We start from the raw sequence: 21,150 nt of genomic DNA on the forward strand, positions 1-21,150 counted from the left end.
GGAATCTAAACAGAGTGCGATTTGAGTAGATTCTGAATCACGTTCGTCCCTCACTGTTCAGAATGACGCGATAACGCTGAGACGCCCCGAAACAAAGAATTTGAAAGGAAATTAAGATGGCTGCTAAAGACGTTAAATTTGGTAATGACGCACGTATTAAAATGCTAGAAGGTGTAAACGTTCTGGCTGACGCAGTAAAAGTAACGCTAGGTCCTAAAGGCCGTAACGTTGTTCTAGACAAATCATTTGGCGCACCAACGATCACTAAAGATGGTGTTTCAGTTGCACGTGAAATCGAACTTGAAGACAAGTTCCAAAACATGGGCGCGCAAATGGTTAAAGAAGTGGCTTCGCAAGCGAATGACGCGGCGGGCGACGGTACGACTACAGCAACAGTTCTTGCTCAAGCAATCATCACTGAAGGCTTAAAAGCCGTTGCTGCTGGCATGAATCCAATGGATCTTAAGCGCGGTATCGACAAAGCAGTTATCGCTGCAGTTGAAGAGCTAAAAGGCCTTTCTGTTCCATGCGCAGATACAAAAGCTATCGCGCAAGTAGGTACTATCTCTGCGAACTCTGATTCGACAGTAGGTAACATCATTGCTGAAGCGATGGAAAAAGTAGGTCGTGATGGCGTAATCACGGTTGAAGAAGGTCAGGCTCTACAAGACGAGCTAGACGTAGTTGAAGGTATGCAGTTCGACCGTGGTTACCTATCTCCTTACTTCATCAACAACCAAGAAGCGGGTTCTGTTGATCTAGAAAGCCCATTCATTCTTCTTATCGACAAGAAAGTTTCAAACATCCGTGAACTTCTTCCGACTCTAGAAGCAGTTGCTAAGGCATCTCGTCCACTTCTTATCATCGCTGAAGATGTAGAAGGCGAAGCGCTTGCAACTCTAGTTGTGAACAACATGCGTGGCATCGTTAAAGTGGCTGCTGTTAAAGCGCCTGGTTTCGGTGACCGTCGTAAGTCTATGCTACAAGATATCGCTATCCTAACGGGCGGTACGGTTATCTCTGAAGAGATCGGCCTAGACCTAGAGAAAGTAACGCTAGAAGACCTAGGTCAAGCTAAGCGTGTAACTATCACTAAAGAAAACTCAACCATCATCGATGGCGCGGGCGAAGAAACAATGATCCAAGGTCGTGTTTCTCAAATCCGTCAACAAATCGAAGATGCAACGTCTGACTACGACAAAGAGAAACTTCAAGAGCGCGTAGCTAAGCTAGCTGGCGGTGTTGCAGTAATCAAAGTAGGCGCTGCAACTGAAGTTGAGATGAAAGAGAAGAAAGACCGCGTTGAAGATGCACTTCACGCAACTCGCGCTGCCGTTGAAGAAGGTGTGGTTGCTGGTGGTGGTGTTGCACTTATCCGCGCTGCATCTAAAGTTGCTGGCCTTGAAGGCGACAACGAAGAGCAAAACGTCGGTATCCGTGTTGCACTACGTGCAATGGAAGCGCCTATCCGTCAAATCACTAAGAACGCAGGTGATGAAGAATCTGTTGTTGCTAACAACGTTCGTGCTGGCGAAGGTAACTACGGTTACAACGCGGCGACTGGCGAATACGGCGACATGATTGCAATGGGTATCCTAGATCCAACTAAGGTAACTCGCTCTGCACTTCAGTTCGCAGCGTCAGTTGCTGGTCTTATGATCACAACAGAAGCGATGATCACTGATAAGCCACAAGATTCTGGCCCTGCAATGCCTGATATGGGTGGCATGGGCGGTATGGGTGGCATGGGCGGCATGATGTAATCATCCCCCTTTCTCTATAGCAGAGAAAGTCACACATAAGCTTTAGAAAACGGAGACTTCGGTCTCCGTTTTTTTGCTCTTAAGTCTTATTTATTCGCATCCCGTATCTGTATCTCAGCTTCACCATCACTCTTTTTTCCAAAGCTCCTTGGTCAGCCTGCCTTGTGCGTAAACTGTTGTTCATCAATTTTTTGCAGCATCATGTCACGCTTAAATGGTTTTGGAAGATAATCGTTCATTCCACACTCGAAGCAACGTTTAATATCATCATCGAGCACGGATGCCGTTAAAGCGAGGATATGTGTTGCCTGAAGTTGCAGGTTTTCTTCATAGCGCCTGATTCGCTCTGTTGCCTCAAAGCCATCTACATTCGGCATCATGCAGTCCATCAAGATAAGGCCGATGTCTTGATGATGCCCTTTATATAAATCAATCGCTTCTTGTCCATCATTGGCAACCCAATATTCAATCCCTAACTTATCTAAATTGATACATACCACCTTCTGGTTTACGCGGTTATCTTCAACTACGAGGACTTTTTGACGTACAGTCGCTTCTATCGGCTCAGGTTGATGTTGAGGGGGTTGTGGCTGTGACCTTTCAAGCACGGAGTTCAACATGCTACTTAAGCGGGAACCGAGCATAGGAAGAGTCACATAGCCTGAGATAAAATGACACTCACTCATAGGATCACTAAGATTATCTTTCACTATGATGATTTTCACCTCTGGTGCTAAGCGATGCAGTGTTTTGGCTTGGTTAATATCTTCCATCAAAGCGATCTCTGGGAGGTCAGTTGCCGCTAAGTTTGTTTCGATTGATTTTAGTTGTGGTGAGTAACCAAGGCGGAACAAGTCATCGAGTAAAAGTTTCGATGGCGCATCTGAATAATAGACAACGGTTTGTTTACGATTTTTATGTTCAGAATGATCTGATGGCACTACGGTTAATTGGAAATGAAAGCAACTGCCCACGTCTTTCTCTGACTCAACGTTTATCGAGCCTCCCATCATTTCCACCATACGTGACGAAATACTAAGCCCTAATCCGGTCCCCGCAATATTGGAGGTGATGTTGGTATCTTCTTGGCAAAACGCTTTGAAAATGTGCTCTTGTTGGTCTGCTGCGATACCAATACCCGTATCTCGAACAGAAAACTCGACCACACACTCTGTTTCCAATGATGGAAGCCGTTTAGCGGTGAATACGATAGAGCCTTGTTCTGTAAATTTGATCGCATTTGAGGCTAAATTCATCAACACTTGGCGAATTTTATTCCCATCAACATGAATGTACTCTGGGAGCTCGCCATCAATTTCAACTTCCAACTTAATCTGCTTTTGATAAGCTTTAGAAGAAATCAGAGTCACGCTATCAAACAGCAGCTCTCTTAAGTCTGTCGTATGTGGATTAATTTCCAGTTTACCCGATTCAATTTTGGACAGATCGAGAACATCGTTGATCAACATAAGTAAGGTTTGAGAAGAGGTATAGATAGTCCCAAGGCAGTCTTTCTGTTCTGCGGATAGTTTGGTTTCTGCCAGTATTTCTGACATACCAATCACGCCATTAAGCGGTGTCCGTATCTCATGAGACATATTGGCAAGAAAGGCACTTTTTGCGCGGTTTGCTTGTCGTGCTTTCTCTTGTGAAACAATCAATTGAGTTTCAAGTTGACTGGCACGCCACACAACATAAAGCAGCACCAGTAACGTCACCCCTCCTAATGCGGCTGTCGATAAGTAGCTGTACGACTTTATCTGCGTCAGGCTCTCTGCGATCTGCTTGGGTGTTTCGGTGAAAAGTAAGTTGAGCTCATCTTCAACATGATAAATACTGCTGGTGAGTTCTCCTTTGAGGCCGCTATCAGAGCTGTACCCGACACTCTTTAACCCTCGCTGCAATCGCCAAAAGTGGCGTTTAAAATTATTAAACGAAGCTAATGCACTGATCGTTCGGGAATTCTGTTCTATTTCATCTTGGATTTTGAACAATGAATCGACAATCTTATCTAATGTTGTCTGATCAAAATCGGTAAAGAACTGATACATGAGATCTTGTGTTTCTAAAGTCAATTCTTCAAGCTGCACATTATTGGATTCATGTACGAAGCGCTCAAGTGTCAACGCTGCATTTTTTAGTTTCTCAATGAGCCCAATTTGGTCCCTCTTGCCATGTATGCTGACTAACTCAAGGGCTAATAATGTAAAGGCGGTGTGGTACTCGTCGAGATACTCGACAACTTTGGCATAATTAAAAGAAATATTGAGGTCGCTTCGTACGATTTTCCCATCGATCTCAGCCAGCTTTTCGATCAGCTGACTTCGCTTTATATTGAGTTGTTCTTGAATCTCTGGTTGCCTTGTGGAAACAAACTGCTGCTCTTGTCGTCTGACAGAGAGCATAACGCTATAAGCTTCAGAAAGACTGAGCTGGAGATTAATCATGTCCTGCTCTTTGTTCTTCAGAGCATGGCTAACATAGATATAGAGGCCTAAAAATAACACGATAGCCAAAAAACCACGCGAAATAATCGCTTTAATGGTCTGTTTATTCGTAGGTTCCTTAACCATGCTATTCCCACTGTTTCATATCGTTCTATTCCTATATTAGAATTTAGTTTATTTTCAGAATTTTACGAACATTAGTTTTTGAATACCTGAGGTCTGTTGAGCTTTTATCAATAAATTTTTTAGGATGACATCGCTTTAGATGCGGCAATAAGTGTGTGGGCTATAAGCTTGTGAAACATGTTGATTTTCTCGCCTAGATTTTTGTTTGGAATAATAAGCGTTAGAGCGGAGGTTTCGGTCTCTGTTTTTTTTGCTTTTCGCATCTCGTTCACTCGAATCCCGCATCTGCTCTTAACCATTGCTCTTTATGATTTAGCGGCTTATATTCAACAGTACAGTTATTACATTGATTTAACATGGCTAGCTGTTGAATAAAGGACAATAAATGCTTGATTAAAAATGGATTAATCAAGTGAACAATAAGTCAGTGGAGACTCCCCAATGAAAAAACTACTTTCAGTACTTGCTGTGTCTGCAGCAGTAATGGCACCGGCGGCATTTGCTTCTTCGCCTGTTATGTTTTCAACGATCAATGGCTTCAACGCACCTGACTCAGACGCTGTTGGCGGTGTGCGCTTGGCTTTACTTCACGGACAAGTGAACGACCTTAAAGGTCTTGATCTTGCTGTTGTTGGTATGTCTGAGACGCAAACGACCACAGGTGTGAACCTTGGTATTTTTGGTGCATCAAAAGTGAACCAAGAAATGACCGGTGCATCTCTAGGTTTCTTCAACTGGAACACGGGTAAAACAACGGGTGTTAACCTTGGTGCTGTGAACATTACTAATGATGTGAAAGGCGCGAACGTGAGTTTCGTCAACTACTCAGAAGGTAACACTATGGTTGATGTTGGCGCTGCGAACCTTTCAGAAGTGTCTACGGTTCAGGTTGGTATCTTCAACAAAACCAACAAAATCGAAGGCGTACAAGTTGGTCTGATCAACTGTGCTGACAACGGTTTCTTCCCGTGCTTCCCGATTGTAAACTTTGCTAAGTAAGGCTTAGTGTTACTATAGTGATTCATAACGCCTAAGTGCATCTGACTTAGGCGTTATTGCAACTCAACATTTTCTTATAGATATCCAAACGCCCCTCCAAAATAGATAAGCATATTGTTTTATATTTTCTATTGCAGTATTTTTACTTATGAGTACAATGTGCGATAAATTCCTAATGATGATTTATATGCTTTGATTAACCACCATACCGTCGATTTTAAAAAGGCTTTCTTAGGCCTGACCGCCAGTTTTTTAGTAGTTTTGAGCTTGTTGCTCGTTGATTCAGCGGAAGAATCAGATAAACAGTATGGAATGGAAAACCAAGGCGTAACACGCTCTTTAGCGGAGCTCACACAGATCATAAATGCGCTTGAGTACAACATCACTGCGCTTTATCCACTGCATGGGGATACCTACGTATTCTCGCATGACAAAAAGATCGAGGGTGAGACGTGTTACTTCACCAGTGAGGAGCAACATGCCCCTCGTTTTGATTTTATGTTCTCTGGCCCTCGCGAGATGTGCAACCCGGAATCGGACCTTTATACCGAAGCGGGTAAGCGCCTGTTCATCGCGCCGACCATGGCTTATTTTGCCAATACCATTGATACCATCTCTGCGATTTATTTCATTTCAAAAGAGAAATTCATTATCTCTTCGCCTTCTGATTTTGCCAGTTACATTAAGGGCGACACCTTTGATTCGGTTGTGAATAGCAGGCCTTATTGGGTGAACACGATTCGCTTTGGCTTAGCTCAAGGGCAAGACCAAGTGGTGTATACCGGCCAATATGATGACTACCTGACAGGTCAGAAAGTGGTGACCTTAACCAAAGGAATCTACGTCAATGGTGAGTTTAAAGGGATATTGGGTGTCGATGGCTATGTCTCTAACCTAGTATCGAATCCTACCCATGGCTACAAAGTCACCAGTACGAGAGGCGCAAACAAATATGGGTTTATGGATTTTTCCTATTCCAAGCCTCTGTACGTTGATGACATTGACACCCAGCTATATCTGAGTATTGAAGAAGATAAGAGCGAGCACTTTCTGCATGTCTTAGAGATGGAGAAGATTCAGCTTTCGATACTGTTGGTTTTGTACTTGCTCTCGGTTTTATGGCTATGGCGCTTCTATACAAGACAAGAGCACCAGCGTCTAAATGATCTTGCAATGCGCGACCCACTAACGGGCTTACTGAATCGACGTGGCTTTGAAGCTCGCTTGCTGGCGCTGGATGAGGATCCGATTATTGGTGTTGGCGTGTTTGATATTGATGATTTCAAAGTCGTTAATGATCAGCATGGCCATAAAGTGGGGGACGAGGTGATTTGCCATGTTGCTCAGGTGATGCTGAATAGCGTTAGACAGCAAGATATCGTGGCACGGTTTGGTGGCGAAGAGTTTGTTGTCGCGCTCACGGGTGAATCTTCTGAGTTGCTTTCGTCGATCTTTGAGCGAATTCAAAATGATATTAGCCTGCAAAGTTATCGATGCCCAACAGGTGACAAGATTAGTATCTCAGTGTCTGGTGGCGCGACGCTTTACTCTTTGTATAAGTTCGACAGCGTAGGGCACTTGTGGGAAAACCAGAGTATTCGTTCGTCTGATGAGCAGCTCTATAAGGCAAAGGCTGCAGGTAAGAACCAGGTGTGTATTCAGGTGTATTAATTAGTTGGATACACAAAGGCCTAGTCGTGTGACTAGGCCTTTTTAATGTCTGTTTCAGGTTGAGGTTACTTCTTCACGCGGCCTTTTCTCATCCACTTCTGATGCACACCACGACGCAGGCTCTGGAAGCTGTTTTCCACTTTATCGACACCAAGCAGAATCACTAGCGCCATTAGCGTGATAATGACCGATTGGGAAAGATGCCCTAGTGCGATCATCATACCTAATGCTGCGAGTACCCAGATAATTGCGGCTGAAGTCACGCCATGAATCTTGCCATCCAGTGTCATCATGACCCCTGCCCCAAGAAATCCAACACCCGTAATTATCTGACCAAGCACACGAGCTTGATCGAGTGTGTTGGGGGATAGGCTGATCGCCATGGTGAGGAAGAAATAGGTACCACTGATGATCAGAATCGACGTTCGGATTCCGACGGGTTTACCGCGTGTTTGCCTTTCGATTCCGATTAAAGAACCACACAGCATGCATGCAGCGAGGCCTGCCCAGCTAAAGGGGGCAAGGTTGAGAGTTTGTTCTATAAATTGTGACATATCACCCCTCCTAAAAATTTAGAATAGAGCCGAGTATGCTAATAATAGACCGGACGATCGAACAAAAACTTTTTGTCTTAACGATTGATAAAGATTACTTAAAACCTAGCAGCCGTCTGTTGTTAAGGTGAAGACTGGTGTCGTGGTCTCCGTCGCTTCTTGGTACTCAAGATAACAGTTATCTGCCTGATTTTTTCGGCTAGAAGGCGCATAAAGAATAATGCCATCATTTGCATCTGTGTTGGTAAAGAACCAGTCAGCTCGACCCGTATCCCAAACAGCATCTAGAAAGGTTGATTCGATGAGCTGTGACCAAGTTTGATCGTTCATCGCTGCAGGATAACCATAGACCACTGAGATATTGTCACCCTCAACGTTAATCGATGCGCTAGCTGCTTTATCTAAGCCCAATGCTGATGTCTTACCATAAAGCATAGCACTTGCGCCCTCCATTCCGCCTTTAAGGCCGTTTAATGTCGAGATACGAGCATCGCTTTGAAGGTTGAGGAACTTAGAAGCTGCAGTGACCGACACAATACCTAGAATCACGATCACCACGACCAGCTCGATGATGGTGAAACCTCTTGAGCTGAACCTAAGCGCTGGTTGAGATGTGGTTGCTGGTGGAGCAACTGAGGTATTGTGTTTCATTGATACAACTTCTCTATTCAATGTGTAGGTCGAGCGGTGTCTTGCTGCTGCGTCCGCCAATCTCACGGGTTAACTTAGGTACTAGGTAGCCAGAAACCTCAGAGATTAATCCTTTAAAGTGATGCTTCGCCTCTTCATCTGAAATATAGAAGTGCGCTGCGCCCTGAACCTTATCAAGTACATGCATATAGTAAGGTAAAATACCGGCGTCGAATAGCTTTTCGCTTAATTCTTTCAATGAGTTAGCGCTGTTGTTTACGCCTTTAAGCATCACGCCTTGGTTGAGCAGAGTAGCACCACTTAACTTAAGCTTGTGGAAAGCTTGTTTGAGCTCTAAGTTAATTTCGTTGGCATGGTTAATATGGCTCACCATCACCACATTAAGGCGAGTTTGAGCTAACAATTGGCATAGTTCATCCGTTACTCGAGCGGGAATCACAACCGGTAATCGGCTATGAATTCGAACGGTTTTTACATGCGGGATCTGTTCGATAGCATGGATAAGCCATTCGAGTTCGCTGTCTTTGGCCATCAAAGGGTCGCCACCCGATAAGATAACTTCGTTGATCTCTGGGTGAGCAGCCACATAGTCGAGGCTGGTTTGCCAAACAGACTTCGAGCCCTTGTTATCTTGGTAAGGGAAGTGACGACGGAAGCAGTAGCGGCAGTTTACAGCGCACCCCCCTTTTACAATCATCAGTGCGCGGTTTTTGTATTTATGCAGTAGCCCGGGAATGGCGTTGTCTTGCTCTTCCAAAGGATCGGCGGAATAGCCTTGGTGTACCTCAAACTCTTCGCTTAGCGGTAAAATTTGTCGTAGCAATGGATCGTGTGGGTTGCCTTTTTCCATTCGTTCGACAAAGCTAAGAGGTACCCGAAGTGCAAATAACTCACGAGCAGCGAAGCCTGCTTGCCATGGTGTTGGGTCTATTTCCAATGCCTCAAGCAGTTTTGTCGGGTCAGAGATCGCATTCGATAGTTGTTTGAGCCAGTTTTGCTCAACAGATTCGACTTTTCGGGTTATGATATGCGGCATTGAAATTAACTCAAAGATGTGGAAGAGAAAATCATGGCGTCAGTAAGCACCAATGAATTCAAAGGCGGTTTAAAATTCATGATGGATAACGAGCCTTGCTCAATTATCGAAAATGAATACGTTAAGCCAGGTAAAGGCCAAGCGTTTAACCGTGTTAAACTTCGTAAACTGCTGTCAGGCAAAGTGTTAGAGAAAACATTTAAGTCAGGCGATACAGTAGAACTAGCGGACGTTGTAGACGTTGAACTAGGCTACCTATACAGCGATGGCGAATTCTACCACTTCATGAACAACGAAACATTCGAGCAAATCGCTGCTGATGCAAAAGCAGTAGGCGAGACTTCTAAATGGTTAGTTGAAAACGACGTATGTACTCTAACGTTGTGGAATGATAACCCTATCACAGTAACTCCACCAAACTTTGTTGAGATCGCAGTAACAGAAACCGATCCTGGCCTTAAGGGCGACACACAAGGTACTGGCGGTAAGCCTGCAACTCTAGCAACAGGCGCGGTAGTTCGCGTACCTCTATTCATCGCTATCGGTGAAGTTGTTAAAGTTGATACTCGTACTGGCGAATACGTTGGTCGTGTGAAGTAATTGACTTCAAGTATCTGAAAAAGGTCGCTTAGGCGGCCTTTTTTTGTATCCCAAGATCAGATTCGCGTAAACGAGATGCGGGATGCGAGATACAAAGAGCTGGAAGAGCAGATATGTGTGAACGAGATGCGAGATACGAAAAGCAGGAAGATCAGAGCCGAGTCAGAGAGATAAGATATTCAACAAATAACAAAAAAGCAGAGCTGGATAACCTAGCTCTGCTTTTGTTTTCTGCTCTTAAGCTCTTCGATACTCGATTACTCGAATCCCGTATCTGCTTTTAGATCATAAAGATGAAAATAACAGATAACGCGCTGATTAGGCCTGCAACGAAGTAGCAGCCAACTTTACCCGCAACACCGACATGGAACTTAAGGTCGTGCATGCCGTGGTGAAGACGGTGCATTGCGTGCCACATTGGCAGTGCTAGCGTACCGATGATGAATAGCGCACCGATAATGCTGGTGGCGAATTCAGACACACGCTCGTAGCTCATTGCGTCCGCATCGATGATGCCCATTGGCACTAAGATACCTAACACTAGAACCGTGATTGGTGTGATCATCGCAAACCAAGTACCGCCAGCGCCAAATAGGCCCCACCAGATTGGCTCATCAGAGCGTTGTGGGTTGTGGTTAACAGGTTTTACTTTGTAATTTGTGTTCATAACGAAAGCTCCTTACACCACAACAAGAACGATTAAAGAAATAAAAGCCACCGCTGCCCACTGGGTCAGTACGATGATTTTTTTATCAACCAATTTGCCTTTAAGACGGATTGGCATCACTTGAGGCATCATGCTGAAGAAGGTTTGAGCGTGCAGCAAGCTGCCTAGCAGTGCCACGATGTTGATACCAACAACGATAGGGTTAGCCATAAAGCTCAACCAACCAGCCCAAGCTTCAGGGCCTTTCACTAGTGCACCCAAACCGAAGGTTAGGAACAGAGTGAATAGAATCAAAGGCAGTACAGTCGCTTCACGTAGCATGTAGAAGCGGTAGAACGGATGGTTGCTCCACCACGTTCTCTTCATCTCACGAACATAAGGCTTACGATTGCTCATATTATGCCTCCTCTGCTGTTTTTACTTGCGATCCGTCTGGCTTGAACATCGAAATAACGAAGTCCATTGAAGACTCAACTTTACCTTGGTTTACTGCAGCCGCTGGGTCTACTTTCTTCGGACATACGTCAGAACAGTAACCTACAAACGTACAGCCCCAAGCGCCATTGTCGCCATTGATAAGCTTCATACGTTCAGCTTTACCATTGTCACGGCTATCTAGGTTGTAGCGGTGAGCAAGAGCAAGTGCCGCAGGGCCGATGAACTCAGGGTTTAGACCAAACTGAGGACATGCTGCGTAACACAAACCACAGTTGATGCAGCCAGCGAACTGCTTGTATTTCGCCATTTGCTCTGGAGTTTGGATGTTCGTGCCGTCTTCTGGCTTACGGTCGTTACCAATGATGTAAGGTTTGATCGCTTCAAGGCGCTCGATGAACGGCGTCATGTCGACAATCAAATCTTTTTCGATTGGGAAGTTAGCCAAAGGCTCAATCTTGAAGCCATTCGGGTAATCACGTAAGAAGCTCTTACACGCCAGTTTTGGCACGCCATCAACCATGATGCCGCAAGAACCACAAATCGCCATACGACAAGACCAACGGTAAGACAGGTCTTTATCTAGGTTATCTTTGATGTAACCAATCGCATCAAGTACCGACATGGTTTCATCAAACGGAACTTCAAAGGTTTGAAAGTGAGGTTCTGCATCGTGCTCAGGGTCATAACGCAGGATTTCAATTTTTTGGATTCGATTCGCTGACATTATGCTTGCTCCTCTTCGCTCTTCTTCGCATTCTCTTCTGCTGCTTTTTCAGCGGCAGCGGCTTTCTCTGCAGCTTCACCGTACAGACGAGCTTTAGGTTGAGATTTGGTGATCTTAACGCCGCTGTAGTCGATGGTTGGTGCTGCATCTTCGTTGTAGAAAGATAGAGAGTGTTTCAGGAAGTTCACGTCATCACGTTCTGTGCAGTTGTCGTCTAGACGTTGGTGTGCACCGCGAGACTCTTTACGAAGAATCGCTGAGTGGACCATCGCTTCTGCAACTTCAAGGCCGTAACCCACCTCGATAGCGTAAAGTAGGTCAGTGTTGAACACTTTGCCTTTGTCTTTAATGCTGATCTTCTTGTAGCGAGCTTTCAGTTCAGTGAGTTTGTCGATGGTCTTTTGCATCAAGTCTTCTTGACGGTAGATACCACAACCCGCTTCCATGGTGTGACCCATTTCAGTACGGATGTCAGCCCAGTTCTCGTCGCCTTCTTGGTTTAGTAGACCTGCGATGCGCTCTTCAACCGCTTTCACTTGCTTAGCGATAGACTCTTCGTTCCAGCCTTTGAATTCAGCAGCGCGTTTCACCGCTTCTTCACCAGCAACGCGGCCAAATACCACGAACTCAGCCAGAGAGTTAGAACCTAGGCGGTTTGCACCGTGTAGGCCAACTGAAGCACATTCACCAACGGCGAATAGGCCTTTAATACGAGTTTCACAGGTACCGTTAGTTTCAATACCACCCATGGTGTAGTGAACGGTTGGACGAATTGGGATTGGCTCTTTTGCTGGGTCTACGTTTACGTACGCTTTTGCTAGCTCACAGATGAACGGTAGACGCTCTTGCAGGTACTCTTCACCAAGGTGGCGAAGGTCAAGGTGCACGACATCACCAAGTGGGTGCTTGATGGTGTTGCCTTTCTGCTGCTCGTGCCAGAATGCTTGAGAAACTTTGTCACGAGGACCCAGTTCCATGTATTTGTTTTTCGGCTCGCCCACTGGAGTTTCAGGGCCCATGCCGTAATCTTGCAGGTAACGGTAGCCGTTCTTGTTGACGATGATACCGCCTTCACCACGACAACCTTCGGTCATCAAGATGCCAGTGCCCGGTAGGCCTGTTGGGTGGTATTGAACGAACTCCATATCACGCAGTGGTACACCGTGGCGATAAGCCATTGCCATACCGTCGCCAGTTACGATGCCGCCGTTGGTATTACAGTGGTAAACACGACCTGCGCCACCGGTTGCTAGAACAACAGATTTTGCTTTGATGGTAACAAGCTCACCTTCAGACATGTGAATCGCGATTAGGCCTTGTACTTCGCCATCTTCAACGCCGCTCTGGTTTTCTACGAGAAGGTCCACCACAAAGTACTCATCAAATCGTTTGATTGTGTCGTACTTCATCGAAGTCTGGAACAGAGTATGAAGCATGTGGAAGCCGGTTTTATCCGCTGCGAACCACGTTCTCTCTACCTTCATACCGCCGAATCGGCGTACGTTTACTTCACCGTTTTCTTTACGACTCCATGGGCAGCCCCATTGTTCCATTTGGATCATTTCGCGAGTCGAGTTTTCAACAAAGTATTCAACAACATCCTGTTCACATAGCCAGTCGCCACCGCCAACAGTATCGTTGAAGTGGTTATCTAGGCTATCTTCGTCTTTAATTACCGCTGCTGAACCGCCTTCTGCTGCCACCGTGTGCGAACGCATTGGGTAAACTTTAGAAATCAGTGCTACTTCCAGTTCAGGATTAGCTTCAGCCGCAGCAATAGCTGTACGAAGACCAGCGCCGCCTGCGCCGATGACTGCGATATCTGTGGTAATTGTCTTCACAGTTATTCTCCAGTGTGATGCGGAGTATTCCGCTTGTTATTATAAAAAGCCTATTTAGGAGGTTCTAAATCGTAGGAACCATTTAGCGCCCCTAAGCCTTAAGTGGTAGGTTCAGTGTAAGAGAGGAAGGTATTCGAAAAGTTGATGCATTTGGGTTTTTAGGTCGGTAATGCATATGGAGGCATAGAAATTATAGGTTATGTGACTGCAATCACGGCAATGAATTGTTGATAACGTTTAACCCACAGGGTGGGTGTTAACGGCTTGTTGAGTATGATTTTTGTTATCAATGTTGATGTGAAATCTGTATTGATAATTGTATTGTAGAACGTAATTTTCTGGCTTCATTAAAACAACATTTTGCTTTCACGAATAGAAAGATAGAAGCTTACAAAAGCGATGAAAGGTGGTAATTTTCGTCGCCTAGAATTCAGTAATATGGAACTCAATAATGCACTCTACATGGCAACCGGCCGCAACCATTAAACAGTTAAAGCAACGTGCTGATATCCTTAATCAAATTCGTCAGTTCTTTGCTGAGCGAAACGTGATGGAAGTGGATACGCCTGCGATGAGCCACGCCACGGTGACGGACGTGCATTTGCATACTTTCAAAACTGAATTCGTAGGGCCGGGTTATGCACACGGTCAGCCACTGTTCTTTATGACTAGCCCTGAGTTTCATATGAAACGTCTATTAGCGGCGGGCAGTGGCTGTATTTACCAAATTTGTAAGTCTTTCCGTAACGAAGAAAATGGCCGTTATCACAACCCTGAGTTCACTATGTTGGAGTGGTATCGCGTTGGCTTTGATCATCATGACTTGATGGATGAAATGGATTTGCTGTTACAGCAGGTACTTAAATCGGGCTCAGCAGAGCGAATGACTTACCAACAAGCCTTTATTGACGTGTTAGGTGTGTGTCCCCTGGAAGATTCGATGGCTACGCTAAAGCAAGCCGCAGCAAAACTTGGGCTCAGCGATATAGCTGACCCTGAAGAAGATCGTGATACCTTGCTGCAGTTGCTGTTTAGTATTGGGGTTGAAGCCAAAATAGGGCAACAAGTCCCTGCGTTTGTTTATGACTTTCCGGCTTCACAAGCGGCATTGGCTAAGATTAATCCTGAGGACCCGCGAGTGGCGGATCGCTTTGAGGTGTACTTTAAAGGGATTGAATTGGCAAACGGCTTCCATGAATTAGATAAGCCACAAGAGCAGCTCAAGCGCTTTGAAGATGACAATGCCAAACGTATTGAGATGGGCTTATCGCCTCAACCGATTGACCATCATTTGATTGAGGCGTTAAAAGCGGGCTTACCAGACTGTGCGGGTGTTGCGTTAGGTATCGACCGTCTGATCATGCTGGCGTTAGGTTATGACCACATCGATGACGTGACGGCTTTTCCTTTCCCACGTTCTTAACTTTTTGCTTTTGTTTTTACTGAGAGTGAATAGTCATTAGCTATTCACTCTCAGTTTCCAATCAGCTGCCAATTAACTTCACTAGCTAGCTGACTAGAATACCAGTACCCACTACGGCAACAATGGCACCGATCCAAGCGTAGGCATTTGGTCTCTGCTTGGTGTACAGCCAGAGTATCGGTAACAACATGATTGGCGTGGTTGAAGATAACAGAGCGACCATGCCGACATTACCTTCCTGAAGCGCATACAAGATCAGCGTCATTCCCACCGCCATCGCTAAAAATCCGTTCACTGCGGTAATCGCAAATATTTGACCATTCATCGGGTTGATTGCGCGTGAGAGCTTAGCGCCAGTTAGACGAAATGCGGAGTGAGCAACAAAAGCGGTGATCATACGAATCGCTGAAGCGGCAACAGGGTCTATGCTGGTTTGCATCACGGGTTTTGCAATAATACCGCCCAAGGCTTGGCAAATAGCGGCAGTGATTCCGAGAGCTACACCAATCCACACGGTGCCCTTGATGGTTTCGAGTTGGTTGTTGGCTTGTCCTCGACGACCAAAGAATATCGCGGTTAAAACGCCGCTAAACACCAAAGCCGAGCCAATCAGCTCCACCGAAGTCATGCTTTCGCTAAATAGGAAGTAACCAAGAATTGCCGAGAACACGGCGTGACAAGAGAACAGCAAACCTGCTTGGCGCGGTCCCATTCTGTTCAAACAAGCAAATAGGGCTGTATCACCAATGAAGATGCCAATTAGCCCAGACAGCATCATCGGCGTGACTAGGTCTGCTTCGACCGTTGACCAGCCACCAGTAAACCAAGCCATGCTCGATAAGATGATAGCAGTGCAACCCATGCGCCAACGGCTATAGGCGAAAGAACCTAAGTGTTGAGCAGGCTTTACTGACATCAGGCTCGCGATGGCCCAAAGAAAAGCGGCAGCAAGAGCCAGCCATTCGAATCCCATTGAAGTGTACGTCCGTGTCAAAATGTAGAAGTGGGGGATTCAATATGCACTAAACCTTCCAGATAGCAAAGACGTGATTACTATCTGGAAGGGCATTAGTAGGTATTAACGTGCTAGGTGATGATAAACAGGGCGAGGTAAACCATCAGCAAGCCCACAATACCTAAGATGATGCCCATCTTCGCCATGTCTTTGCTTTCGATAAGCCCGGTCGAGTAGGCCAGTGAGTTTGGTGGTGTCGATACGGGCAGAATCATGCCAAGTGACGCAGAGAAGGCGACCACAACCAGCAAGCCTTGCAGACCACCAATCGCAACTAGGCTTTCCATGGAAGCACCAATTGCAGCGGCTATCGGCATCAGCAAGTTGGCCGTCGCAGTGTTTGACATGAAGTTCGCCATTAACCAACACACGATAGACAATGTCAGTACCACAGCTGCAGGTGAGAGCGATTCATAGTCAATTGCGTGTGCGAGTGCAGCGGCTAAGCCTGTTTTATCTAAGCCAATACCAATCGCAATACCACCTGCGACCAGCCACAACACATCCCAGTTAATCAGCTTGAGCTCTTCTTTACCCATGATGCCAGTGAGCGTAAACACAGCCAATGGAATGATAGACACGACATAGGTGTTCATGCCGTGCAGTTTGGTGGTCATCCACAATAAGATTGTCGCAGCGAAGGTGATGTAAACCACAATCGCTCGCCAGCTCTTTCTAAATTGTCCATCAAGCTTGAGCACCATGTTTCTTTCTTTAGAAGGGAAGAGTTTTTGTAGAAGAAACCAAGCGATGGTGAGTTGGATGATCACAAAGGGTAAGCCCATCATCATCCAGCTGAGGAAGTCGATGGTATTTTCACCCGTTAGGTATTGCAGCGCGATGGCATTGGGCGGTGTACCGATTGGGGTTGCGATACCGCCAGTATTGGCAGCAATTGGAATACACAACACGAGCGCTTTGATACCCATATCGCCTTTTGGTGCAGATGCCACGATAGGGCCGAGCAGCGCAAGCATCATTACCGTCGTTGCGGTATTTGACATGAACATTGAGAACACGGCGGTGATCAGCATTAAGCCGAGCATAATGAAGCGCGGTTCTGTACCAAATGGTTTAAGTAGCACTCGAGCTAGGTTGTTGTCGAGTTCGTACTTGGATGCGGATATCGCAAGAGCAAAACCACCCATGAAAAGGATGATGATCGGTGACGAAAATGCACCGAAGATGTCGGTATATTTGATTAACTCACCGAGATCGTGCCCCGCTGGTGGATTTCTAAATAGGTGTAAACCTTTGTCAGATATCATCACCAGTTCAAGCGCAATGATCAAAATGGAAGTGGCGAATACCGGAACAGGTTCAAGCACCCACAGCAGGGCTGCTAATAAGAATATCGCCAACAGGCGGTGTTGAATCAGCGTGAGATCATCGATTGGTATTGAATCTATCGGCATGAATAACACGCCTAAGGGAATCGCAAAACAAATCAACAGCTTGACCAGAACGCCAACATTGAGTTTAGGCATGTACAAAGACCCTATAAATAAAATATCTTCAAATAGAGTAAGTTATCTGGATTTCTGGTACTTGGAGACGGGTTGGAAAATCAAAAAGTTGTTTAAGGTTTCGACAGTTGTTTTGTTTTTGGTCAATCTTTTATCTGGGCAATTAGAGACAAGAGTGAGAAGCATCAGGTGGCTGGGCAGGGTTTGAAAGATTGAGTTGTTAGAGCTTGAGTAGCAAATGAATCGGTAGAGTTAAGAAAAAGGCGCGTTCTTCTCTGAAATAGAAAAAGTAACGCGCCTTGAAAGCTTAAATGAGTTAACTCAAATTGTTAAGCTTGGTCAGTGTTCTCAGCAGAATCGGTAACAACATCGTCATTTGCTTGCGCTTCTTTGCCAGCAATGTGCGCGAAAGGTGTACCAAGAACCGTTTTCTCGCCATTTTGCATAGTGTCGTCAAACTTGATCGCATCTTTAGCGAACAGGTTGATAACGGTTGAACCAAGCTTAAAGCGGCCCATCTCTTCGCCTTTCTTCAAGATGATTGCTTTGTCACCTTGTGCAGGGTAATCCCATTTGTAAACCGAGTTACCACGAGGTGGGGTGATGGTACCTGCCCATACTTGCTCGATGCTACCTACGATCGTTGCGCCAACCAGCACTTGTGCCATTGGGCCAAATTCCGTATCGAAGATACAAACGACACGCTCATTACGTGCGAATAGGTTTGGAACGTTTTCTGCCGTTAACGGGTTAACTGAGAAAAGGTCACCTGGAACGTAGATCATCTGGCGCAGTGTGCCGTCGCATGGCATGTGCACGCGGTGGTAATCACTTGGAGACAGGTAAAGCGTTGCGAATTCACCGTCTTTAAATTCATCCGCTAGCGCAGCATCACCACCCAATAGCTCGCGAGCTGAGTAGTTATGGCCTTTCGCTTGAATCAGTTGACCGTCAGTAATTGGGCCAAATTGGCTCACACGTGCATCTGCAGGGTGAATAATAACAGACTCACCTTCAGCGATAGGACGCATGCCTTCTTTCAATTCACGCACGAAGAATTCATTGAATGTTTTAAAGTGTTTTGGATCGCTATGCAGAGCTTCATCCATGTTCACTTTGTATTGCTTGATGAACCAGTTGATGATCGCTGTCGTTAAGCCGCCCGCTTTAGCAGACGCAAGTTTGCCGACTAGGCGAGTTAATCCATGTTGTGGAATCCAGTACTGCAATCCAACTTTAATCTTATCCATTGTATTAATTTTCCAATGCTAATTGTTTTTCAATTAAATCTGTCGATGACGGTTTAGGGCGCGAGATGTTACTTAAATTCGCGCCAATTGTCAGTAAATGCACACATTTGTTCACAAAAACGCGATTAGAGATCGGCTTTTTTGTTGCGTGAATACTGACGGTTATCTTTGTTACTCGCCATGCTTTCAATGATGCGGTGGTAGTTGTCGAAACGTAATCGACTGATCTTTCCGTTTTCTACCGCTTCGCGCAGGATGCAGCCTGGGTCATCAATGTGTTTACAGTCACGGAACTTACAACCGCCAAGGTAAGGCTTGAACTCGATAAAGGCTTCAGTGATTTCGTCGGCCTCTAGGTGCCATAGGCCGAATTCACGCACTCCTGGTGAATCAATCAGATCACCACCAGAAGGGAAGTGGTATAAACGAGCTGCCGTGGTTGTGTGCTGACCAAGACCTGAGTTCTCAGAGACTTCGCCTTCTTCAATGTCTAGCGTAGGCATTAATGCATTCACTAGGCTTGATTTACCCACACCCGATTGACCAACAAAGATGTTGATACGGTCTTTGAGTTCAGCTTCCAGCTCTTTGATGCCGTAGCCAGACTCTTTACTCACGAACATCACTTTATAGCCGATCTTCTCGTACTCTTTAAGTGTTTCACGGTATTCAGCAATCTGCTCATCAGTCAGTAGATCGACCTTGTTCAGTACAACAAGCGGCGCGATGTTTACCGTTTCTGAAGCAATTAGGTAACGGTCGATAATATTAAGTGATAGCTCTGGTAGCACAGCCGATACGATAACCATTTGGTCGACGTTCGCAGCTACTGGCTTTAGGCCATCGTAGTAATCAGGGCGAGTCAGCATTGAAGTTCTCGGCTCAACCGCTTCCACAACGCCAGAAATACCGGCCATTGATTCTAAGCCTGCGCGCCAAGTCACTCGGTCACCAGAAACTAAAGTCTCGATACTACGGCGTAAGTTACAACGATGAACTTCGTTAGTTTCAAGATCTTCGATATCAGCATGTTGGCCAAAGCGCGTAATCACGAGTCCGCTTTTGGTTCCGCCAAGCATGTTCTCATCCCATTGGATAGAATCTTCTTTCTTGAGTCGCTTGTTCTGGTTGCTACGTACACGACGTACTTGACCTTTGGTTAACTTCTTTTTTTTAGCCACAATTTTTCACTTAACACATCTAACTTGATGATTGGGGACTCAAACAGGATGTTGCTGGTACCACGTGATTTCGATGGTCCTAAAGCTAGTTTGAGTATAGTTATTTGGGTATAGTACCTCTTTTACACATAAACAAATAGGCGACGCCTTATGTCCTTTAGCGATCAGAACCTTATTTGGGTTGATCTAGAGATGACAGGACTTGATCCTGAAACTCATAAAATCATTGAAATTGCTACTATCGTTACTGATAGTGAGCTTAACATCCTGGCTGAAGGACCTGTTTTGGCTATTCACCAACCTCAGAGTGAATTGGACAAGATGGACGAGTGGTGTACAACGACTCACACTGGCAGCGGCCTCGTGAAGCGAATTCAAGAAAGCACGGTTTCAGAGCAAGATGCCATCCAACAAACCATTGAGTTTCTTGAAAAATGGGTACCAAAAGGTAAGTCACCAATTTGTGGCAACAGCATTGGTCAAGACCGTCGTTTCCTATACAAGCACATGCCAGAGTTAGAAGAGTACTTCCACTACCGCTATGTTGACGTAAGCACTCTGAAAGAGCTGACTCGTCGTTGGAAACCTGAAGTGTTAGATGGTTTTTCTAAGTCGGGAAGTCACCTTGCGTTAGACGATATTCGAGAGTCGATCGCCGAGCTGCAGTACTACCGAAAAACGATTATTAACATCTAGTCGAATAAAATGATCACGTTTATCTAACTTTTCAGGGACATAAGAGCCGTTTTTTTTGCAAATCTGTGTGCTTTTACAGCAGTTGAGTAAAAAGTTTCGTAATTTTGCATTAAGGACTTGCATCACAAAAAAATGCTCTTATAATTCGCAGCCCTGAACGGAGAAAGACGTTTTCAGATTGCGATACTAGCTCAGTTGGTAGAGCGCAACCTTGCCAAGGTTGAGGTCATCGGTTCGAACCCGATGTATCGCTCCAATTTGTAGGTTACGGCGAAAGCGGTAATCGAAAGGTGAAAGACCTTTTATAATGCGATACTAGCTCAGTTGGTAGAGCGCAACCTTGCCAAGGTTGAGGTCATCGGTTCGAACCCGATGTATCGCTCCAATTTCTTTTCGAAGAGAGAGGGAAGAATCATCAACTTAATTGATGCATCCGGACGCGGGATGGAGCAGTTTGGTAGCTCGTCGGGCTCATAACCCGAAGGTCGTCGGTTCAAATCCGGCTCCCGCAACCACATTACAGTTAAGCGCTATCTTTTGCCCAAGGCGGTAAGAGCTGCCCAAGGCAGTAAGAGCAGCGACTAACTAATGCGATACTAGCT

General features: G+C 45.5%; 18 protein-coding genes and 3 tRNA genes. 9 read left to right on the forward strand and 12 right to left on the reverse strand.

Annotated features, from left to right (window positions below; all coding sequences use genetic code 11):
• Positions 1 to 116: 116 nt before the first annotated feature.
• Positions 117 to 1,763 (forward strand): chaperonin GroEL, encoded by a 1,647-nt coding sequence (gene groL, locus AB4138_RS16025; protein ID WP_017061290.1) that lies wholly within the window; start codon positions 117 to 119, stop codon positions 1,761 to 1,763.
• A gap of 152 nt (positions 1,764 to 1,915) precedes the next feature.
• On the opposite strand, the gene AB4138_RS16030 is transcribed toward groL, so the two are convergent.
• Positions 1,916 to 4,336 carry an ATP-binding protein gene (locus AB4138_RS16030; protein WP_372074578.1) on the reverse strand — a complete coding sequence of 807 codons (2,421 nt, stop codon included), beginning with the start codon at positions 4,334 to 4,336 and terminating at the stop codon, positions 1,916 to 1,918.
• A gap of 441 nt (positions 4,337 to 4,777) precedes the next feature.
• Here AB4138_RS16030 and AB4138_RS16035 point away from each other — a divergent pair, with 441 nt between their 5' ends.
• Positions 4,778 to 5,335, forward strand: coding sequence for a VC2662 family protein (locus tag AB4138_RS16035; protein ID WP_048607780.1), 558 nt, complete (start codon positions 4,778 to 4,780; stop codon positions 5,333 to 5,335).
• Positions 5,336 to 5,527: 192 nt separating this feature from the next.
• Positions 5,528 to 7,006: a diguanylate cyclase gene (locus AB4138_RS16040; protein WP_372306806.1), complete on the forward strand. Its 1,479-nt coding sequence runs from the start codon at positions 5,528 to 5,530 to the stop codon at positions 7,004 to 7,006.
• A 65-nt stretch (positions 7,007 to 7,071) separates the two neighbouring features.
• Here AB4138_RS16040 and AB4138_RS16045 read toward each other — a convergent pair whose 3' ends face one another.
• The 3 genes from AB4138_RS16045 to epmB all read right to left on the reverse strand — a co-directional run bounded on the left by AB4138_RS16045 (position 7,072) and on the right by epmB (position 9,247).
• On the reverse strand, positions 7,072 to 7,560 hold the full coding sequence (locus tag AB4138_RS16045) for an MgtC/SapB family protein (RefSeq protein ID WP_004733333.1): 489 nt from the start codon (positions 7,558 to 7,560) through the stop codon (positions 7,072 to 7,074).
• Between the two features lie 105 nt (positions 7,561 to 7,665).
• Positions 7,666 to 8,211 (reverse strand): prepilin-type N-terminal cleavage/methylation domain-containing protein, encoded by a 546-nt coding sequence (locus AB4138_RS16050; RefSeq protein ID WP_372306808.1) that lies wholly within the window; start codon positions 8,209 to 8,211, stop codon positions 7,666 to 7,668.
• A gap of 13 nt (positions 8,212 to 8,224) precedes the next feature.
• The gene (gene epmB, locus AB4138_RS16055; RefSeq protein ID WP_372306811.1) at positions 8,225 to 9,247 is read right to left on the reverse strand and encodes an EF-P beta-lysylation protein EpmB; all 1,023 of its coding nucleotides are present in this window, start codon (positions 9,245 to 9,247) and stop codon (positions 8,225 to 8,227) included.
• 33 nt (positions 9,248 to 9,280) lie between these two features.
• On the opposite strand from epmB, the gene efp reads away from it, so the two are divergent.
• A complete protein-coding gene (gene efp / locus AB4138_RS16060; protein ID WP_017067165.1) occupies positions 9,281 to 9,847 on the forward strand; it encodes an elongation factor P in 567 nt (188 codons plus the stop codon).
• A 280-nt stretch (positions 9,848 to 10,127) separates the two neighbouring features.
• Here the strand turns inward: efp and frdD are convergent, their stop codons facing one another.
• Genes frdD through frdA form a run of 4 tightly spaced genes read right to left on the reverse strand, consistent with a single transcriptional unit; the run spans position 10,128 to position 13,517 of the window.
• A complete protein-coding gene (gene frdD, locus AB4138_RS16065) occupies positions 10,128 to 10,514 on the reverse strand; it encodes a fumarate reductase subunit FrdD (RefSeq protein WP_017063167.1) in 387 nt (128 codons plus the stop codon).
• Between the two features lie 12 nt (positions 10,515 to 10,526).
• On the reverse strand, positions 10,527 to 10,910 hold the full coding sequence (frdC, locus tag AB4138_RS16070) for a fumarate reductase subunit FrdC (protein WP_017061300.1): 384 nt from the start codon (positions 10,908 to 10,910) through the stop codon (positions 10,527 to 10,529).
• A 1-nt stretch (position 10,911) separates the two neighbouring features.
• The gene (locus AB4138_RS16075) at positions 10,912 to 11,676 is read right to left on the reverse strand and encodes a succinate dehydrogenase/fumarate reductase iron-sulfur subunit (protein ID WP_009847917.1); all 765 of its coding nucleotides are present in this window, start codon (positions 11,674 to 11,676) and stop codon (positions 10,912 to 10,914) included.
• Positions 11,676 to 13,517, reverse strand: coding sequence for a fumarate reductase (quinol) flavoprotein subunit (frdA, locus tag AB4138_RS16080; protein ID WP_136974793.1), 1,842 nt, complete (start codon positions 13,515 to 13,517; stop codon positions 11,676 to 11,678). The genes AB4138_RS16075 and frdA overlap by 1 nt, the downstream gene beginning before the upstream one ends.
• 451 nt (positions 13,518 to 13,968) lie before the next feature.
• Here frdA and epmA point away from each other — a divergent pair, with 451 nt between their 5' ends.
• Positions 13,969 to 14,940, forward strand: a complete 972-nt coding sequence (epmA, locus tag AB4138_RS16085) for an elongation factor P--(R)-beta-lysine ligase (protein ID WP_102332661.1) — start codon at positions 13,969 to 13,971, stop codon at positions 14,938 to 14,940.
• 85 nt (positions 14,941 to 15,025) lie between these two features.
• Here the strand turns inward: epmA and AB4138_RS16090 are convergent, their stop codons facing one another.
• The 4 genes from AB4138_RS16090 to rsgA all read right to left on the reverse strand — a co-directional run bounded on the left by AB4138_RS16090 (position 15,026) and on the right by rsgA (position 19,852).
• Entirely contained in the window at positions 15,026 to 15,913 is an 888-nt protein-coding gene (locus AB4138_RS16090) for a DMT family transporter (protein ID WP_017071213.1), read from the reverse strand.
• Positions 15,914 to 16,026: 113 nt separating this feature from the next.
• Positions 16,027 to 17,442: a DASS family sodium-coupled anion symporter gene (locus tag AB4138_RS16095; RefSeq protein WP_017061303.1), complete on the reverse strand. Its 1,416-nt coding sequence runs from the start codon at positions 17,440 to 17,442 to the stop codon at positions 16,027 to 16,029.
• Positions 17,443 to 17,750: 308 nt separating this feature from the next.
• A complete protein-coding gene (gene asd, locus AB4138_RS16100; RefSeq protein ID WP_102397878.1) occupies positions 17,751 to 18,671 on the reverse strand; it encodes an archaetidylserine decarboxylase in 921 nt (306 codons plus the stop codon).
• 125 nt (positions 18,672 to 18,796) lie between these two features.
• The gene (gene rsgA / locus AB4138_RS16105) at positions 18,797 to 19,852 is read right to left on the reverse strand and encodes a small ribosomal subunit biogenesis GTPase RsgA (protein ID WP_017061306.1); all 1,056 of its coding nucleotides are present in this window, start codon (positions 19,850 to 19,852) and stop codon (positions 18,797 to 18,799) included.
• Between the two features lie 150 nt (positions 19,853 to 20,002).
• On the opposite strand from rsgA, the gene orn reads away from it, so the two are divergent.
• The 4 genes from orn to AB4138_RS16125 all read left to right on the forward strand — a co-directional run bounded on the left by orn (position 20,003) and on the right by AB4138_RS16125 (position 21,063).
• Complete coding sequence (gene orn, locus AB4138_RS16110) at positions 20,003 to 20,548, forward strand: oligoribonuclease (protein ID WP_010434065.1); 546 nt, start codon at positions 20,003 to 20,005, stop codon at positions 20,546 to 20,548.
• A gap of 180 nt (positions 20,549 to 20,728) precedes the next feature.
• Positions 20,729 to 20,804 (forward strand) — tRNA-Gly (locus AB4138_RS16115).
• A gap of 53 nt (positions 20,805 to 20,857) precedes the next feature.
• A tRNA-Gly gene (locus AB4138_RS16120) sits at positions 20,858 to 20,933 on the forward strand.
• Positions 20,934 to 20,986: 53 nt separating this feature from the next.
• Positions 20,987 to 21,063 (forward strand) — tRNA-Met (locus AB4138_RS16125).
• Positions 21,064 to 21,150 lie beyond the last annotated feature (87 nt).

The sequence above is a fragment of the Vibrio sp. 10N.286.52.C3 genome (genome assembly GCF_041468865.1).
GTDB classification, from domain to species: domain Bacteria; phylum Pseudomonadota; class Gammaproteobacteria; order Enterobacterales; family Vibrionaceae; genus Vibrio; species Vibrio crassostreae_C.

Coding starts and splice junctions, on each gene's coding strand:
- AB4138_RS16095 (WP_017061303.1), bottom strand. CDS start 17,442: ATGCCTAAACTCAATGTTGGCGTTCTGGTCAAGCTGTTGATTTGTTTT.
- frdC (WP_017061300.1), bottom strand. CDS start 10,910: ATGAGCAATCGTAAGCCTTATGTTCGTGAGATGAAGAGAACGTGGTGG.
- AB4138_RS16045 (WP_004733333.1), bottom strand. CDS start 7,560: ATGTCACAATTTATAGAACAAACTCTCAACCTTGCCCCCTTTAGCTGG.
- epmB (WP_372306811.1), bottom strand. CDS start 9,247: ATGCCGCATATCATAACCCGAAAAGTCGAATCTGTTGAGCAAAACTGG.
- AB4138_RS16075 (WP_009847917.1), bottom strand. CDS start 11,676: ATGTCAGCGAATCGAATCCAAAAAATTGAAATCCTGCGTTATGACCCT.
- epmA (WP_102332661.1), top strand. CDS start 13,969: ATGCACTCTACATGGCAACCGGCCGCAACCATTAAACAGTTAAAGCAA.
- AB4138_RS16035 (WP_048607780.1), top strand. CDS start 4,778: ATGAAAAAACTACTTTCAGTACTTGCTGTGTCTGCAGCAGTAATGGCA.
- orn (WP_010434065.1), top strand. CDS start 20,003: ATGTCCTTTAGCGATCAGAACCTTATTTGGGTTGATCTAGAGATGACA.
- efp (WP_017067165.1), top strand. CDS start 9,281: ATGGCGTCAGTAAGCACCAATGAATTCAAAGGCGGTTTAAAATTCATG.
- asd (WP_102397878.1), bottom strand. CDS start 18,671: ATGGATAAGATTAAAGTTGGATTGCAGTACTGGATTCCACAACATGGA.
- AB4138_RS16050 (WP_372306808.1), bottom strand. CDS start 8,211: ATGAAACACAATACCTCAGTTGCTCCACCAGCAACCACATCTCAACCA.
- groL (WP_017061290.1), top strand. CDS start 117: ATGGCTGCTAAAGACGTTAAATTTGGTAATGACGCACGTATTAAAATG.
- frdD (WP_017063167.1), bottom strand. CDS start 10,514: ATGAACACAAATTACAAAGTAAAACCTGTTAACCACAACCCACAACGC.
- AB4138_RS16090 (WP_017071213.1), bottom strand. CDS start 15,913: ATGGGATTCGAATGGCTGGCTCTTGCTGCCGCTTTTCTTTGGGCCATC.
- AB4138_RS16030 (WP_372074578.1), bottom strand. CDS start 4,336: ATGGTTAAGGAACCTACGAATAAACAGACCATTAAAGCGATTATTTCG.